The organism is Pseudomonas sp. PvP100, assembly GCF_017833055.1.
Taxonomy (GTDB): Bacteria; Pseudomonadota; Gammaproteobacteria; order Pseudomonadales; family Pseudomonadaceae; genus Aquipseudomonas; species Aquipseudomonas syringae.
This window is the reverse complement of the sequence record NZ_JAFIBO010000001.1, coordinates 5,752,480-5,767,502: the sequence shown is the minus strand read 5'-3', so window position 1 is coordinate 5,767,502 and position 15,023 is coordinate 5,752,480. Positions and strand designations below refer to the sequence as shown.

General features: G+C 59.8%; 15 protein-coding genes. 8 read left to right on the top strand and 7 right to left on the bottom strand.

Annotated features, from left to right (window positions below; translation table 11 throughout):
- Window positions 1–196: 196 nt before the first annotated feature.
- From JOE39_RS25045 to JOE39_RS25035, 3 genes are read left to right on the top strand one after another with little or no spacing between them, the layout of a single operon-like run.
- A complete protein-coding gene (locus JOE39_RS25045) occupies window positions 197–1,687 on the top strand; it encodes a leucyl aminopeptidase (protein WP_003316900.1) in 1,491 nt (496 codons plus the stop codon).
- A 57-nt stretch (window positions 1,688–1,744) separates the two neighbouring features.
- Window positions 1,745–2,173: a DNA polymerase III subunit chi gene (locus JOE39_RS25040; protein WP_002552284.1), complete on the top strand. Its 429-nt coding sequence runs from the start codon at window positions 1,745–1,747 to the stop codon at window positions 2,171–2,173.
- Between the two features lie 7 nt (window positions 2,174–2,180).
- Window positions 2,181–2,615, top strand: coding sequence for a hypothetical protein (locus JOE39_RS25035; protein ID WP_032658723.1), 435 nt, complete (start codon window positions 2,181–2,183; stop codon window positions 2,613–2,615).
- 42 nt (window positions 2,616–2,657) lie between these two features.
- Here JOE39_RS25035 and JOE39_RS25030 read toward each other — a convergent pair whose 3' ends face one another.
- A complete protein-coding gene (locus JOE39_RS25030; protein WP_024665709.1) occupies window positions 2,658–3,791 on the bottom strand; it encodes an RHS repeat-associated core domain-containing protein in 1,134 nt (377 codons plus the stop codon).
- A gap of 187 nt (window positions 3,792–3,978) precedes the next feature.
- Between JOE39_RS25030 and JOE39_RS25025 the strand changes: the two genes are divergently transcribed.
- Window positions 3,979–6,825 carry a valine--tRNA ligase gene (locus JOE39_RS25025; RefSeq protein WP_004418998.1) on the top strand — a complete coding sequence of 949 codons (2,847 nt, stop codon included), beginning with the start codon at window positions 3,979–3,981 and terminating at the stop codon, window positions 6,823–6,825.
- A gap of 157 nt (window positions 6,826–6,982) precedes the next feature.
- Entirely contained in the window at window positions 6,983–7,969 is a 987-nt protein-coding gene (gene rlmF / locus JOE39_RS25020) for a 23S rRNA (adenine(1618)-N(6))-methyltransferase RlmF (protein WP_024649685.1), read from the top strand.
- 188 nt (window positions 7,970–8,157) lie between these two features.
- Here the strand turns inward: rlmF and JOE39_RS25015 are convergent, their stop codons facing one another.
- Complete coding sequence (locus JOE39_RS25015) at window positions 8,158–8,439, bottom strand: HU family DNA-binding protein (RefSeq protein WP_002552279.1); 282 nt, start codon at window positions 8,437–8,439, stop codon at window positions 8,158–8,160.
- A gap of 393 nt (window positions 8,440–8,832) precedes the next feature.
- On the opposite strand from JOE39_RS25015, the gene yejK reads away from it, so the two are divergent.
- Window positions 8,833–9,834 carry a nucleoid-associated protein YejK gene (gene yejK / locus JOE39_RS25010; protein WP_024662369.1) on the top strand — a complete coding sequence of 334 codons (1,002 nt, stop codon included), beginning with the start codon at window positions 8,833–8,835 and terminating at the stop codon, window positions 9,832–9,834.
- 5 nt (window positions 9,835–9,839) lie between these two features.
- Window positions 9,840–10,190, top strand: coding sequence for a glutaredoxin family protein (locus JOE39_RS25005; protein WP_003316908.1), 351 nt, complete (start codon window positions 9,840–9,842; stop codon window positions 10,188–10,190).
- A gap of 60 nt (window positions 10,191–10,250) precedes the next feature.
- On the opposite strand, the gene JOE39_RS25000 is transcribed toward JOE39_RS25005, so the two are convergent.
- From JOE39_RS25000 to JOE39_RS24985, 4 genes are all read right to left on the bottom strand, one after another.
- Window positions 10,251–11,183 carry a glutathione S-transferase family protein gene (locus JOE39_RS25000; protein ID WP_024663946.1) on the bottom strand — a complete coding sequence of 311 codons (933 nt, stop codon included), beginning with the start codon at window positions 11,181–11,183 and terminating at the stop codon, window positions 10,251–10,253.
- A gap of 64 nt (window positions 11,184–11,247) precedes the next feature.
- Window positions 11,248–11,589 carry a GIY-YIG nuclease family protein gene (locus tag JOE39_RS24995; protein ID WP_024693829.1) on the bottom strand — a complete coding sequence of 114 codons (342 nt, stop codon included), beginning with the start codon at window positions 11,587–11,589 and terminating at the stop codon, window positions 11,248–11,250.
- Complete coding sequence (locus tag JOE39_RS24990) at window positions 11,582–12,073, bottom strand: nuclear transport factor 2 family protein (protein WP_024693830.1); 492 nt, start codon at window positions 12,071–12,073, stop codon at window positions 11,582–11,584. The genes JOE39_RS24995 and JOE39_RS24990 overlap by 8 nt, the downstream gene beginning before the upstream one ends.
- Before the next feature lie 88 nt (window positions 12,074–12,161).
- Window positions 12,162–12,605 (bottom strand): helix-turn-helix domain-containing protein, encoded by a 444-nt coding sequence (locus JOE39_RS24985; protein ID WP_010424553.1) that lies wholly within the window; start codon window positions 12,603–12,605, stop codon window positions 12,162–12,164.
- A 48-nt stretch (window positions 12,606–12,653) separates the two neighbouring features.
- On the opposite strand from JOE39_RS24985, the gene JOE39_RS24980 reads away from it, so the two are divergent.
- A complete protein-coding gene (locus tag JOE39_RS24980) occupies window positions 12,654–13,592 on the top strand; it encodes an aromatic alcohol reductase (protein ID WP_024693832.1) in 939 nt (312 codons plus the stop codon).
- A 42-nt stretch (window positions 13,593–13,634) separates the two neighbouring features.
- Here the strand turns inward: JOE39_RS24980 and JOE39_RS24975 are convergent, their stop codons facing one another.
- The gene (locus JOE39_RS24975) at window positions 13,635–14,864 is read right to left on the bottom strand and encodes a CynX/NimT family MFS transporter (protein WP_058445775.1); all 1,230 of its coding nucleotides are present in this window, start codon (window positions 14,862–14,864) and stop codon (window positions 13,635–13,637) included.
- Between the last annotated feature and the right edge of the window lie 159 nt (window positions 14,865–15,023).

Sequence of the window (15,023 nt, the reverse complement as noted above, 5' to 3'; positions counted from 1 at the left end):
AATGTGTGTTTCTGTCACTGCGCACCGGGGATAGTTCGCACATAGACGCCAGACAGGCAGCTCTGCGGGGTTGTCAGCAGTCGTGCAGCGGGGTCAAACTGCAAGGCTTAGCGCAGGCATCGCCCCTGAAAACACTCAGGCCATGCCGCGTACGACATTCATATTGCGACTCTCATCGTCTATTCGGGGACCCCACATGGAATTGGTTGTTAAAAGCGTAAGCCCAGAAACCTTGAAAACCGCAACGCTGGTGGTCACCGTCGGTGAAAGCCGTGTATTGGCCGGTGCTGCCAGGACTGTGGACATCCTCAGCGGCGGAGCCGTTTCGCTGATCCTCAAGCGCGGCGATCTGGCCGGCAAGGTCGGCCAGAGCTTGCTGTTGCACAACCTGCCCAACATCAAGGCCGAGCGCGTCCTGCTGGTCGGCACTGGCAAGGAAGACGAGCTGTCGGACCGTCAGTTGAAAAAAATCGTCGGCGCAGCGCTCACCTGCCTCAAGGGCCTGGGCGGCACCGACGCAGCGATTGCGCTCGATGACCTGTCGGTGAAAAACCGCGACACCTATGGCATGGCTCGCCTGCTGGTCGAAGCCCTGGCCGACGGCGAATACGTCTTCGACCGCTTCAAGACCCAGAAAGCCGACGTTCGCGCCCTGAAGAAAATCACCCTGCTGACCGACAAGATCAAGGCGGCTGACGTCGAACGCGCTTCGACTCACGCTCAGGCAATCGCCACCGGCATGGCGCTGACCCGCGACCTCGGCAATCTGCCGCCGAACATCTGCCACCCGACCTACCTGGGCGAAGAAGCCAAGGCGCTGGGCAAGGCCCACAAGAACCTGAAAGTGGAAGTCCACGACGAGAAGAAACTGGCCGACCTGGGCATGGGTTCTTTCCTCGCGGTAGCGCAGGGCAGCGCCCAGCCGCCGCGCCTCATCGTCATGAACTACCAGGGTGGCAAAAAAGGCGACCAGCCTTTCGTGCTGGTCGGTAAAGGCATCACCTTCGACACCGGCGGCATCAGCATCAAGCCTGCCTCTGGCATGGACGAGATGAAGTTCGACATGTGCGGCGCAGCCAGTGTGTTCGGCACCCTGCGTGCGGTGCTCGAATTGAAGCTGCCGATCAATCTGGTGTGCATTCTGGCCTGTGCCGAAAACATGCCGAGCGGCACCGCGACACGTCCAGGCGACATCGTCACGACCATGAGCGGCCAGACCGTCGAAATCCTCAACACCGACGCCGAAGGCCGTCTGGTGCTGTGCGATGCACTGACCTACGCCGAGCGTTTCAAGCCGCAGGCGGTCATCGATATCGCAACCCTGACCGGCGCCTGCGTCGTTGCACTGGGCGGCCATACCTCCGGCCTGCTGGGCAATAACGACGCGCTGATCAATCAGTTGCTCGACGCGGGCAAACAGGCCGATGACCGTGCCTGGCAGCTGCCGTTGTTCGATGAGTATCAGGAGCAGCTCGACAGCCCGTTCGCCGACATCGCCAACATCGGTGGCCCGAAAGGCGGCACCATCACCGCGGCCTGCTTCCTGTCGCGCTTCACCAAGGCCTACCACTGGGCTCACCTGGACATCGCCGGCACTGCATGGCTGAGCGGCGGCAAGGAAAAAGGCGCCACCGGACGTCCTGTTCCGCTGCTGACCCAATACCTGCTCGACCGCGCCGGCGTATAAAAAGAGACCCTGGCGTATCGGCAGCACAGTCGATACGCCTCCGGTTCTGGAACCCACATGACTCAAGTCGACTTCTACATTTTGCCCAGCGCCGATCCTGCGGCCCGCCTGGACTTTGCCTGCAAGCTGACGGAAAAGGCCTGGCGCCTGGGTCACAAGGTCTATCTGCATTGCAGCGATGCTGCGCAGCGTGAGGACCTCGATGCCCGGCTCTGGCGTTTCAGAGGCGAAGTATTTCTACCCCATGGCGACGCCGAGAGCGATCACGATGCTGCCGTGGTACTGGGCCTGGGCGACGACTCGGGCGAACACAGCGACCTGCTGGTCAACCTCGACCTGAGCATTCCGGCCTTCTTCAAACGCTTCGCCCGCGTGGCCGAAGTCGTTGTCGAAGACCCGGCGATACGTCTTGCCGCACGCGAGAGTTTCCGCTCCTACCGCGAACAGGGCTATCCTCCGCAAGATCACCGACTGCAGCGCCTTTGAGGACACGATGGATACTTCAAAAAAAGCTGAATCCGCGCATTTGCTGAACGACCTCGAGTCGATCCGCCAATTGCTCGGCGATGACCCCGCACATTCTCCCCAGTCGAACGACGCCGCTCGTCCCGAAGGGCAGATTCCCCTGTTGTTCGATGTCGTCGGCGCTCGCCCCGACGCGGCGTATCAACAAGACTTCGACGAAGACGACATCCCGACGCTGACACCTGATGCCCATACAGCGCCCGCCCCGCAGGTGCAGCAGGCAGCCCAGCCGCAAGCGCTGCCCAACCCTGATGCGCTGCTGCATCTGGACAGCGAATTGCGCGCAGCCGCGCAATTGATCATGCAGGACGTGATCGACGACTTCGCCCCGCATATCGAAAACGAAATCAAGCGTCGGCTGGAGGCAAGGCTGGAGCGGTTGTTGGCGCAGCAGCAGAAGTGAGGGGTGGTCAGGAATCCGGAACACACGCGCGTAGAAATTCTGTCAGGGAGAGTTCAATGCGGTGCGGATCTCGGCTACCAATCGCATCATATCTGCCTTACGACCAATGCTGGTGAACTTGGCCCCCGTCAACCTCGTGCGTTTACCCACATCCCTATTAATTTCTCGCAACATGTCGGGAGAACGTGCGTGCTCCTGACGTTTAATAGCTAATTGCTCTCCAAATTCGTAATGGCTCGCATTTGATATACCCGTGAATTCTTCAAAGAATGATTGCTCCGCACGCTTGGCCGCCTGGATTTGATTACTCATTATTTGGTCGACGTTGTTCACTGCTTCTTCGAACCCTGTTTTGAAGTGGTCATTCATGAACGCGCTGACCGAATGGCTTGGCTCGTTTTTCACAACATCGTTAAGGCGTGACAATGCGCTTGGATTATTTCCGCCTGCCCAACGCTTTTTCAGATGCCAAGCGGCCTGCATGGCGATTGCGCTGTTCAATCTGGTGGACGCTTTGCCCAGTTCGTTTACGTCTGTGAAAGACAGGCGTTCAAGTATCTTTCCAATCATTTCGTCCGGCAGATTCTCAATGGTAACCGAGCTACGTGGCTTGAAGTGCATCCTCATGCGTGCAAGAAAGGGAGATGAAATATGCCCACCAGGATCACTTCGGTTAACCGGGTCCCCCTGACAATACGCATACGCATTCAAGCCTCCCCGCCCGCATGGGCTCAGGCTGTCCGGGCTATTGAACCGCATCAGTACCGGGTTGAAAGCACGATAGCCCTTACCCAACAGATAATGTCCGGTCACAGGGTCCGCGCGCTCACCGTTGAAACCGGAAAAGGGGCCGCCCTGCGCGCGATGACCATAGGGACTGTAAGCCAACGACTGGCGCTCTTGCCCGCTCACAGCCTCCAGAACACTGCCTTGCATGTCGGTGCCCAGCAGGTCCGCCCTGACACTGGAGCCTTCAGTTTTATATTCCGCCAGCAAACGGTCTTCACCGTGAAACACACGACGGCGCGTTGCGCCCTGTATCTCGACCGTCAAACGGTTCTTTTGATAGAACCGCGACACCGCTTCCTGTGCCTCGGGATCGACAACCGCAATCCGGTCCAGCGCGTCATAGCGATATCGGCACAGCACGCGTCTGGTTTCAGGCGTATCGTCCATGGCAGCGTCCGCCCTGCAAGTAAAGTCTGAATACCGATCATGCCGTCTGGCCGACACGCCGCCTACTGACAGAACTACCAGCTTGCAGCTTGCAGCTTGAAGCTCAAAGCTACTCCTGTGGCTTGTCGCTGGTCGTCAGGTCTATACTTACCGGTTTCCGAATCAATGCCACAGGTTCCCGCCGCGCATGGACAAGACTTACCAGCCGCACGCCATCGAAACTTCCTGGTACCAGACCTGGGAGTCCGAGAACTACTTCGCTCCGCAAGGCGTGGGTGACTCGTACACCATCATGATCCCGCCGCCGAACGTCACCGGCAGCCTGCACATGGGCCACGGTTTCAATAACGCGATCATGGATGCACTGATCCGTTTCCGTCGCATGCAGGGCCGCAATACGCTGTGGCAACCGGGCACCGACCACGCGGGTATCGCCACGCAGATGCTGGTCGAGCGTCGTCTCGAAGCGCAAGGCGTAAGCCGTCATGAACTGGGCCGCGAGAAGTTTCTGGACAAGATCTGGGAATGGAAAGCCGAGTCCGGCGGCAACATCAGCCGTCAGATCCGCCGCCTGGGCTCGTCCGTCGACTGGAGCCGCGAGCGCTTCACCATGGACGACGGCCTGTCCGAAGCGGTTAAGGAAGCTTTCGTGCGCCTGCATGAAGACGGCCTGATCTACCGTGGCAAGCGTCTGGTCAACTGGGACACCAAGCTGCACACCGCTATTTCTGATCTCGAAGTGGAGAACCACGACGAGAAGGGTCATTTGTGGAACCTGCGTTATCCACTGGCTGACGGCGCAAAGACCGCTGAAGGTCTGGATTACCTGATCGTAGCCACCACCCGCCCGGAAACCATGCTCGGTGATGCCGCCGTTGCGGTGAACCCGCAGGACGAGCGCTACAAGGCGCTGATCGGTAAGTTCGTCGAATTGCCTCTGGTAGGCCGCCTTATCCCGATCATCGCGGATGATTACTGTGATCCCGAGTTCGGCACCGGCTGCGTGAAAATCACCCCGGCCCACGATTTCAACGACTATGAAGTCGGCAAACGCCACAACCTGCCACTGCTGAACATTTTCGACAAGAATGCCAACGTATTGCCCGCCGCTCAGGTGTTCAACCTAGATGGCACGCTGAACGAAAGCGTCGACGGCAGCCTGCCCGCCGCCTACGCCGGGCTGGACCGCTTCGAGGCGCGCAAGCAGATAGTTGCCGCGTTCGACGCCGCCGGGTTGCTGGTCAGCGTTGATGATCACGCACTGAAGGTGCCGAAAGGCGACCGTTCCGGCACCATCATCGAACCGTGGCTGACCGATCAGTGGTACGTCTCCACCAAGCCGCTGGCCGAGCCTGCAATTGCCGCTGTCGAAGACGGCCGCATCGCGTTCGTGCCCAAGCAATACGAAAACATGTACTTCTCATGGATGCGCGACATCCAGGACTGGTGCATCAGCCGTCAGCTTTGGTGGGGCCACCGCATTCCGGCGTGGTACGACGAGTCCGGCAAGGTCTACGTCGGCCGCGACGAAGCCGAAGTCCGTGCCAAGAACAACCTTGGGCCGGAAGTCGCGCTGCAGCAGGACAACGACGTGCTGGACACCTGGTTCAGCTCGGGCCTGTGGACCTTCTCCACGCTCGGCTGGCCGGAAAAAACCAAGGCACTGGAAACCTTCCACTCCACCGACGTGCTGGTCACCGGCTTCGATATCATTTTCTTCTGGGTCGCCCGGATGATCATGCTCACCATGCACCTGGTGAAGAATGAGGACGGCACGCCGCAAGTCCCGTTCAAGACTGTCTATGTGCATGGTCTGGTGCGCGATGGCCAGGGCCAGAAGATGTCCAAGTCCAAGGGCAACGTGCTTGACCCGCTGGACATCGTCGACGGTATCGACCTCGAAACGCTGGTAGAGAAACGCACCAGTGGCCTGATGCAGCCGCAACTGGCGAAAAAGATCGAGAAGCAGACCCGCCAGGAGTTCGCCGACGGCATCGCCAGCTACGGCACCGATGCCCTGCGCTTTACCTTCTGCTCGCTGGCATCCACCGGTCGCGACATCAAGTTCGACATGGGCCGCGTCGAAGGCTACCGCAACTTCTGCAACAAGATCTGGAACGCAGCGCGCTACGTGCTGGACAAGGGCGAAGACTGCGGTCAGAACGGCGAAGCGGTCGAACTGTCGCTGGCTGATCGCTGGATCATCTCGCAGTTGCAACGCACCGAAGCCGAAGTGACCCGCCAGCTGGACCAGTTTCGCTTCGACCTCGCCGCCCAGGCGTTGTACGAGTTCATCTGGAACCAGTATTGCGACTGGTATCTGGAGCTGTCCAAACCCGTACTCTGGGACGAAACAGCGCCGGTCGAGCGTCAGCGCGGCACACGCCGCACGCTGGTTCGCGTTCTGGAAGTCGCGTTGCGTCTTGCGCACCCGTTCATGCCGTTCATCACCGAAGAAATCTGGCAGCGCCTCGCGCCGCTGGCCGGTGCGCAAGGCAAAACCATCATGCTGCAACCCTGGCCGGTGGCCAATGAAGCACGCATCGATCAGGCCGCCGAAGACGATATCGAATGGCTCAAGGGCCTGATGCTCGCCGTGCGTAACATCCGTGGCGAGATGAACATCGGTCCGGGCAAGCCGCTGCAACTGTTCCTCAAGAACGTCAGCGCCGAAGACCAGCGTCGTTTGAGCGAAAACGATTACCTGCTCAAGAAGCTCGCCAAGCTCGAATCCATGACCGTACTCACCGAAGGCGCAGAAGCACCGCTGTCCGCCACCGCGCTGGTCGGTGACATGGAAGTGCTGGTGCCGATGGCCGGGTTGATCGACAAAGGGGCCGAGCTGGCGCGCCTGGACAAGGAAATCCAGCGCCTGCAAGGCGAAGTGCAACGCGTCGGCGGCAAGCTGTCCAACGCCGCCTTCGTCGACAAGGCACCGCCTGAAGTCATCGCCAAGGAACGCGCCAAGCTGACCGAAGCCGAACAGGCGCTGGGCAAGCTGGCCGAGCAACACGCACGCATCGCCAGCCTGTAAGGTGGCCAGAAAAGCCAGCCCGATCATGGGCTGGCTTTTTGTTATCTGAACTTCTGTACTGACTTATTCGCGAGCAACGCGTACTACGCCAAAGGCGACGCTGCGCTTGCTCGCGAATAAGCCAGGCAACTCAACCTCACGGCTGACAATCGAATCCATGACCGATACCCGCAAACCACCGCGCAAGAAGCCTCAGCGGCCAGCCAAACCTGCTGCACCGCGTGAAAAGGCCACCTTGCACCCGCGCAATCGGCATCAGGGCCAGTACGACTTTGCGAAGCTGATCAAATCCAGCCCCGAGCTGGCAGCGTTCGTGATCCTCAATCCTTACGGCAAGGAAAGCATCGACTTCGCCAATCCGCAGGCGGTACGGGTGTTCAACCGCGCGCTGCTCAAAGCGTTCTATGGCATCGCTCATTGGGACATTCCGGCCGATTACCTGTGCCCGCCGATTCCGGGGCGTGCGGACTATCTGCACTTCCTTGCCGACCTGCTGGCCGAAGATAACGAAGGCGTGATACCACGCGGCGCCTCCATCAAGGCGCTGGACATCGGCACTGGCGCCAATTGCATCTACCCGTTGCTGGGGCATAGCGACTATGGCTGGCAGTTCGTGGGGTCGGACATCGACAGCACCGCCATCGCAGCAGCCACTACGATTGTGAAGGCTAACGGCCTCAGCAAGGCCATCAGCGTGCGCCAGCAGGGCAATCGCAAGCAGATCCTGCTCGGGCTGCTCGACAGCAGCGAACGCTTCCACGCCAGCCTCTGCAACCCGCCCTTCCATGCCTCGCTGGAAGAAGCGCAGCGTGGCAGCCAGCGCAAGTGGCGCGCGCTGGGCAAGGCTGATCCCAAGCGCAAGCTGCCGGTGCTCAATTTCGGCGGCCAGTCACAAGAGTTGTGGTGCGACGGCGGCGAGATCGGCTTCGTGACCCAACTGATCCAGGAAAGCGCCTTGCTGCCGAGCCAGGTGGCATGGTTCAGCACACTGGTGTCCAAGGCCTCCAACCTGCCGCCGATCCAGAGCGCCCTGAAAAAAGCCGGCGTGCTTGAAGTGAAGGTGGTGGAAATGGGCCAGGGCCAGAAGCAAAGCCGTTTTGTGGCCTGGACGTTTCTCGACAAGGCTCAACGCGCACAGTTTTGACTGGCATGCTGCGGACGCTCGGCGTCCGGTCCAGAGTATGCAGTGCGGCTCAGCGATGTGCCGCACAGCGTCACGAACGGCGGTCCCACGCGGAGCGTGAGAAACGATAGACGTCCGCAGAACCAAGCGCCCACAAAAAAGCCGTGCCCGGTTAACCGGTGCACGGCTTTTTCACAGCAAGCGGTTGCTTACTTGTTGATCGAGTCGGTCAGCACTTTGGCTGGAACGAACTTGATAACTTTCTTGGCAGCGATTTCGATGGCAGCGCCAGTCGAAGGGTTGCGGCCAGTGCGAGCCGGACGCTCTGCAACTTTCAGTTTGCCGATACCTGGCAAAGTGATTTCCACGCCGTTTTCCAATTGGTCGGCAACAATTTGGCCCAATTGCTCAAGAGCATTACGCGCGGTGGTTTTTGGCGCGTCGATAGCTTCAGCGATATCGGCGATCAATTGGTCTTTAGTAAGAGCCATGGTGGTGTTCCTTCCCTATCAAATTCATTTGGATTGCAGAGCGCAACGTCGGCCCGTGGCCAGGCAATGAACCTGGCCACCCGCTAGCAGCCACGATTAATCGCGAAAGTGTAGATACTGAAACCGGGTAATGGTTCGACCTACGTGTGCGCTAACTGCACGCTTGACGCGCTAAGTGCGCAAGACCGGGCAAAACTAGCACAGAGCCGGGCAAATATCCGCCTCTACCTATCCTTTTGGTCAGGTTTTAATGCTAATTGCACAAAAAACACCCAGCAAACACTCGCTGCTGGCGAAAACCAGCCCGTCCGGGGCCATCAGGCGCATGCGTGCGTTACACTGGGCATCTTGCAACGAGCTGCACGCTCTTCACCTTTTTCAGCCGAGAAGCCCATGCCGATCCGTCACTGCATCGTCCACCTGATCGAGAAGAAACCCGACGGTACGCCCGCTGTTCTCCATGCACGCGACTCCGAACTCGCTGAGTCCCAGGCCATCGAGAACATGCTGGCCGACCTCAACGAAAGCTACAACGCCAAACAGGGCAAGGCATGGGGCCTGTTCCATCCCGAGTCCGGTGCGCACCCTTTCAGCGGCTGGCTCAAAGAATATATCGACGGTGGCAGCGACTTCACGGCGTTCTCGAGGGTGGCTGTCGAGCATCTGCAAAAGCTCATGGAAGAATCCAATCTTTCAGTGGGTGGCCACGTGCTGTTCGCCCATTATCAGCAAGGCATGACCGACTACCTGGCCATCGCCCTGCTGCACCACAGCGAAGGCGTGGCAGTGAATGCCGAGCTGGACGTGACCCCGTCCCGACACCTGGACCTTGGCCAGTTGCACCTCGCTGCCCGGATCAATATTTCCGAATGGCAGAACAACAAGCAGTCCAAGCAATACATCTCGTTCATCAAGGGCAAGAACGGCAAGAAGGTTTCCGAGTACTTCCGCGACTTCATCGGTTGCCAGGAAGGCGTGGATGGGCCCGGTGAAACCCGTACCCTGCTCAAGGCATTCAGTGATTTCGTGGAAAGCGAAGACCTGCCGGAAGAATCGGCCCGCGAGAAGACCAAGACCCTGGTCGACTACGCCAGCAGTCAAAGCAAGATGGGCGAACCGATGGGCCTGGAGGAGCTGTCCGAACTCATCGACGAAGATCGTCCGCGCGCCTTCTATGATCACATTCGCAACAAGGATTACGGCCTGTCTCCGGAAATACCGGCGGATAAGCGCACCCTCAACCAGTTCCGCCGCTTCACCGGCCGCGCAGAGGGCCTGTCGATCAGTTTTGAAGCGCACCTGCTGGGCGACAAGATCGAATACGACGAAACCGCCGGCACCCTGATCATCAAAGGGCTGCCGACGCAGCTGACCGACCAGTTGAAGCGACGGTAACCGACATGCTGCTGCGCACCCTGAAGAAGTTTGCCCTGATCATGCTGGTGGTGGTGATTTATCAAAACTGGGGCAGGATCGAGAACTTCATCAACCCGCCCCCGGCAGACGTCGCACAGAGCTACAGCCAGGCAAAAGTGGTGATGTACGCCACCGACTGGTGCGGCTACTGCAAGCAGACCCGGCGTTTTCTGGACAGCAAGGGGATTGCGTATCAGGAGTTCGACATCGAGAAGTCGGAAGAAGGCCGCAAGGCGTATGAAGCGCTGGGCGGCAGAGGCATCCCGCTGATCGACGTCAACGGCACACTGATCCGGGGGTTTGACCCGGATCAGATACTGGCGGCATTGAAGTAGCCGCCAGACTATCGTGCCAATGCTCTGCGTTGTCCGTGCGACGTAGAGCATCGTTGAACCTCAGCGCTTCTCGATCCGATAACCCATTCTCGGGAAATGTACGTGCACGACGCCTGCACGCTCGTCCTCGCGGCGCAGGATCAGCTCTTCGCGGCCGCTAAATACCAGCTCGCCCTCAACTGCTTCGACGCCATAGTCGACTGCAGAAACCGCGACCTTGTCACCTGCCTTGAAGCCGTTTGGATCGACGATAGCTTCAGCGGGCAATGGCGCAGGCGTAGCGTTTCTGGCGATTTCGATGGCCTCTGCCGAGCTCAGGTCGCTGAACGTGCCATGACCAAAACCCAGAACGCGATCGAGCCAGGCCCTGACACTCGGATAATCATCGACAAAGGGTGCGGTGACCGGCGTCTGCTTGAGAAACCACAATGTGTGGGCGACCGAGAAATCGGCAATCGACGGTACGCCGAACAGGAAGTCACCGCCGTGCGAAAGTTGCAGCTCCAGGCGCGACATCAGCGTAGGCCATTGGTGTTTGACCTGTTCCACGGGCGGGCGCGACGCAGTGCCGCCGTTGAACAGCGTCGAACGGTCAGCCACAAACGCCTTGGCGGCGTCTGGCGGCACCTTGGCAAAGCGCACAGCCATTGATTCTGGCTGAAACACCAGGCTCACGGCGTGCATGAACAACACCGAATCGGCCCAGGCGGCCAGGCCGGCAACCGTAAATTCTTGCCCCTTTGGGTAAAACGCTGGCGACGCTTTTTCCTGCTCCAGACGCCGAGCCATGAGCGCCGTGTCACAGTAGATATCCGCACCGGCCTGCAATACCGGAGTCCTGCGGTAGCCGCCCGTCAATGCAGTCAGGTCAGGCTTGGGCATGATCGAAGGGATAGTCACCGAACGCCATGCAAGGCCTTTGAAACCCAGCATCAGACGGGCTTTTTCGGCGAACAGCGACGTGGGGTAGTGGTGAAGGATCAACTCGGACATGTTCAGCCTCTGTGCACGTGGGAAAAATACAGCTTAACCCGCACCACCCTGCCCGCACACAGCCTCAAACTGATGGGACGGCATCACGCTCATGGATCGATGACGTTGCGTAGCTGGCAGCCAACGCCTCTTTGGCGCTTTTTCTGAGCTTCTTGATCAGCCGCTCGTGACGCAACGCCTCGCCCTTACTGGGCCATTGTTCAACGTAGACCAGCGCCATCGCCGGACTCGAAGAGAAAAAGCGCGCGCCCTTGCCACTCTGGTGCGCAGCGAATCGCCGCTGCGGATCATCACTGATGCCACAGTACAGCGAGCCGTTGGCAGCGCGCACCAGATAGACAAACCAGGGTTTGCCGGCCACCTGTTCGGCAGTCAACGCACTCGAAGTGCTGGCGACCTCAGGCACGGCGGCTCTCTGAAAAGGTTTTCAGCCCCTTGAGCGCCTGAGCCCTCACGGCATTGCGCACCAAAGGCGTCCAGCCAAGCAACAGGCCCTTCAAACCCAGGGCCTGACGCGACCAGCGCCACATATCGAAATGATCACGATGCTCGCAGATCTTGCCATCACGAAACACAAAGCGAGCCTGAATATCGTTCACCACCGTGCGCTCGGTCTGACTGAACAGATACGTCGCCACCCAGTGTGCACTGCCAGTCTGGTCATCGGCCCGCACCTGATCGAAGACCACCGAGAAATTCTTTGCCCGGGAAGTCAGCATGCGCCACATATCGCCGACCTGAGCGCCGCGCAATTCACCAAAGGCAGGGTCGCTGAACAGTACGTCATCGGTGTAGCAGGCACTCATCGCCTCGGCATCGAGCTGCGCGAATGCCTCATAAAAGCGCGTGATCAGTGCGCTGTTGGCCTGACTTTGTTCTTCGTAGTTCATGCGTGCACATCCCTTGGCGAATTATCCGTGCACGATAAGCGGCGCTGCGGAAAATGGCGAGGGGTTGATGGCGCATCAGCCATCACTTTTACCTGTCCAGATAACGATTTCGCGCCGCACTGAACGCCTCCGAATTTTCAATCACCCAAGTCCATAGCGGAATCATTTGTACCAGCAGCCCCATGCCCAGGTCGGTCAACGAATATTCCACCCTGAGCGGCTTCTCATGGTAGTCGTGGCGGGTGATCAGCCCGTCCTGTTCAAGCTGGCGCAAGGTATGAGTGAGCATGCGCTGGGTGACACCGTGCAGCTTTCGGCGCAATTCGGCATGGCGCAAAGGGCTGCTGACGCCAAGAGCATGTACCACGCCCAGTGACCATCGGTTACCGGCGTGGCCGAGAATGTCGCGCTTGAGACCATCCTCATCATCGCTGAGCGCAGCACAGGCCGCTTCGGAGCGTTTGACCACTTCCTGCGCGTCCAGCCCGCCCGGTATCACCGATGTGCCTACTTTTTGTATGTCGACAGGCATGCCAGCATCTCTCCCGCCTGAATTGAAAGGCTGTCCAAAGGGGTCACCATGCAAGCCGATAACGCAAACGTCAAACAACGCATTCTGGTAATAGGTGCAGGAGAGCTTGGGCTCGCTGTGTTGCGAGGGCTGGTCGAGAAAGCCGGGGCACATGGCTTGAGCATTGCCGTGCTGCTACGCCAGAGCAGCTTGAGTACTCAGGCGCCTGCCAAGCGTGTGGAAATCGAAGAAGTCCGCGCGCTGGGCATTGCCATCGAAACAGCCGATCTGGCCGATGCCACCGTGGACGAACTTGCCGCTGTCATGGCGCGCTACGACACGGTAATCAGTTGTGTGGGGTTTGCCGCTGGCCGGGGCACTCAACGCAAACTGACGGATGCGGCGCTCAAGGCCGGCATAAAACGCTACCTGCCCTGGCAGTTCGGCGTTGACTACGACCTTATCGGCCGGGGCAGCCCTCAGGATCTGTTCGATGAGCAACTCGATGTGCGGGAAAAGCTGCGCGCCCAGCAGCGCACCGAATGGGTGATCGTTTCGACCGGCATGTTTACAAGCTTCCTGTTCGAGCCAGCGTTCGGTGTCGTCGATCTGCAAGGCGGGCGGATCAATGCGCTGGGCAGCCTCGATACTGCCGTCACAGTCACCACCGCACAGGACATTGGCAGGCTGACTGCTGCCATCGTGATGCACGAGCCGCGCATCGTGAATCAGGTGGTGTACACCGCTGGCGACACATTGACCTACGCCGGGCTGGCCGATGTTGTGGAGCGTGTGACGGGGCGCGACATCGAGCGGCACGTATGGAGCGTTGCGCAGTTGCAGGCCGAACTGACGGAAATGCCGGATGACAATCTGCGCAAATACCGGGCAGTCTTTGCCATGGGCCGAGGCGTGGCATGGGACGTCGCCAGTACCTACAACGCGAAATCAGGGCTGAGCGTCACCCGCGCCGAACAATGGGCACTGGCCAATCTGACTCAGACCTGAAGCAGCTCAAGCCTGGTCCGAATGACCAACAATCATCGAAAATCAAACCTTCTCGCTACTGACCTGCACCTGCAGCGCCCGACCGGCGCCCATGCCCGCGATGATGGCGCCCAGCCCGAGCACCGCGAAGATCCAGCCGATCGCGCTCCAGCTGCCGGTCATGTCATGCACCACGCCCACGGCAAACGGGCCGGTCGAGGCGATGGTATAGCCGACGCCTTGCGCCATGCTCGACAGGTTGGCGGCGACATGGGAGTCGCGCGAGCGCAGGACGATCAAGGCCAGCGCCAGACTGAACGTGCCGCCCTGCCCGACCCCCAGCAGAATCGCCCAGCCCCACAGCCCGCCAAGCGGCGCGTACAGGCAGCCAAACAGACCGGTCAGGGTCAGCGACATGACCAGCATGATCGCCAGGCGCTGATCCTTGCCGCGTGTGGCCAGATAAGGTACCGCCAGCGCGCTGATGACCTGCGCGATGATCGAGCCGGACAACAGCAGACCGGCCTGGGTCGGCGTCAGGCCGCGACCGATGAGGATCGACGGCAACCAGCCGAAGACGATGTACGACAGCGACGACTGCAGGCCCATGTACAGCGTGACCTGCCAGGCCAGCGGGTCACGCAACAGACCGCGGACCCGGTAGACATCGCGATGCGTGCCATGCACTTCACGCGCCTGCGGAAACCATAATGCGGCGGCAATCAGTGCCGGAACCAGCCAGAAACCCAGGCCAATCTGCCAACTGCCACCGACGTACTGACTCAGCGGCACCGTCGAACCGGCTGCAATCGCCGCGCCCAGGCACAAGGCCATGGTATAGACACCGGTCATGGCTCCGGCCTTGTGCGGGAAATCACGTTTGACGATACCCGGCAGCAACACGCCGATGATCCCGATGCTGGCACCCGCCAGCAGGCTGCCGGCAAACAGCCCGACCTGACCGAACAGGCTGCGCACTGCCAGGCCTGCGGCCAGTGTCAGAAGCACCACCATAACCACCCGTTCACTGCCAAACCGGCGGGCAAGGATCGGTGCCAGCGGCGCAAACAGGCCCAGACACAGGACCGGCAAGGTGGTCAGCAGTCCGGCTTCGGCAGCGGACATGCCCAGGCTGTCGGACACCGTGTCAAGCAGTGGCGCGATGCTGGACAGCGCCGGGCGCAGGTTGAGGGCGACCAGCACCAGGCCCAGCAGCAACAGCCAGGGGCGCTTCAAAGCGGAATGAGGTTGATCGGTATTCGGTTGGGGGCTGGGTTGAGCCTTGGCAGTCATCAGTTTCTCGGTCATCAGGTGTGTCGACCCTTTTCAGGGGGGCGGTATCCTGTTGGAGAATCATCGCGAATACAAGGTTCAGCTCAATTGCATACAACCCGCACCGCGACGGCCGGCACAAAAAAACCGGGCACATGGCCCGGTTTCCTTGTTCAGCAG

Excerpts from the sequence above, each read along its gene's own strand:
- JOE39_RS25045 (WP_003316900.1), top strand. The coding sequence starts at position 197 with ATGGAATTGGTTGTTAAAAGCGTAAGCCCAGAAACCTTGAAAACCGCA.
- JOE39_RS25040 (WP_002552284.1), top strand. The coding sequence starts at position 1,745 with ATGACTCAAGTCGACTTCTACATTTTGCCCAGCGCCGATCCTGCGGCC.
- JOE39_RS25035 (WP_032658723.1), top strand. The coding sequence starts at position 2,181 with ATGGATACTTCAAAAAAAGCTGAATCCGCGCATTTGCTGAACGACCTC.
- JOE39_RS25030 (WP_024665709.1), bottom strand. The coding sequence starts at position 3,791 with ATGGACGATACGCCTGAAACCAGACGCGTGCTGTGCCGATATCGCTAT.
- JOE39_RS25025 (WP_004418998.1), top strand. The coding sequence starts at position 3,979 with ATGGACAAGACTTACCAGCCGCACGCCATCGAAACTTCCTGGTACCAG.
- rlmF (WP_024649685.1), top strand. The coding sequence starts at position 6,983 with ATGACCGATACCCGCAAACCACCGCGCAAGAAGCCTCAGCGGCCAGCC.
- JOE39_RS25015 (WP_002552279.1), bottom strand. The coding sequence starts at position 8,439 with ATGGCTCTTACTAAAGACCAATTGATCGCCGATATCGCTGAAGCTATC.
- yejK (WP_024662369.1), top strand. The coding sequence starts at position 8,833 with ATGCCGATCCGTCACTGCATCGTCCACCTGATCGAGAAGAAACCCGAC.
- JOE39_RS25005 (WP_003316908.1), top strand. The coding sequence starts at position 9,840 with ATGCTGCTGCGCACCCTGAAGAAGTTTGCCCTGATCATGCTGGTGGTG.
- JOE39_RS25000 (WP_024663946.1), bottom strand. The coding sequence starts at position 11,183 with ATGTCCGAGTTGATCCTTCACCACTACCCCACGTCGCTGTTCGCCGAA.
- JOE39_RS24990 (WP_024693830.1), bottom strand. The coding sequence starts at position 12,073 with ATGAACTACGAAGAACAAAGTCAGGCCAACAGCGCACTGATCACGCGC.
- JOE39_RS24985 (WP_010424553.1), bottom strand. The coding sequence starts at position 12,605 with ATGCCTGTCGACATACAAAAAGTAGGCACATCGGTGATACCGGGCGGG.
- JOE39_RS24980 (WP_024693832.1), top strand. The coding sequence starts at position 12,654 with ATGCAAGCCGATAACGCAAACGTCAAACAACGCATTCTGGTAATAGGT.
- JOE39_RS24975 (WP_058445775.1), bottom strand. The coding sequence starts at position 14,864 with ATGACTGCCAAGGCTCAACCCAGCCCCCAACCGAATACCGATCAACCT.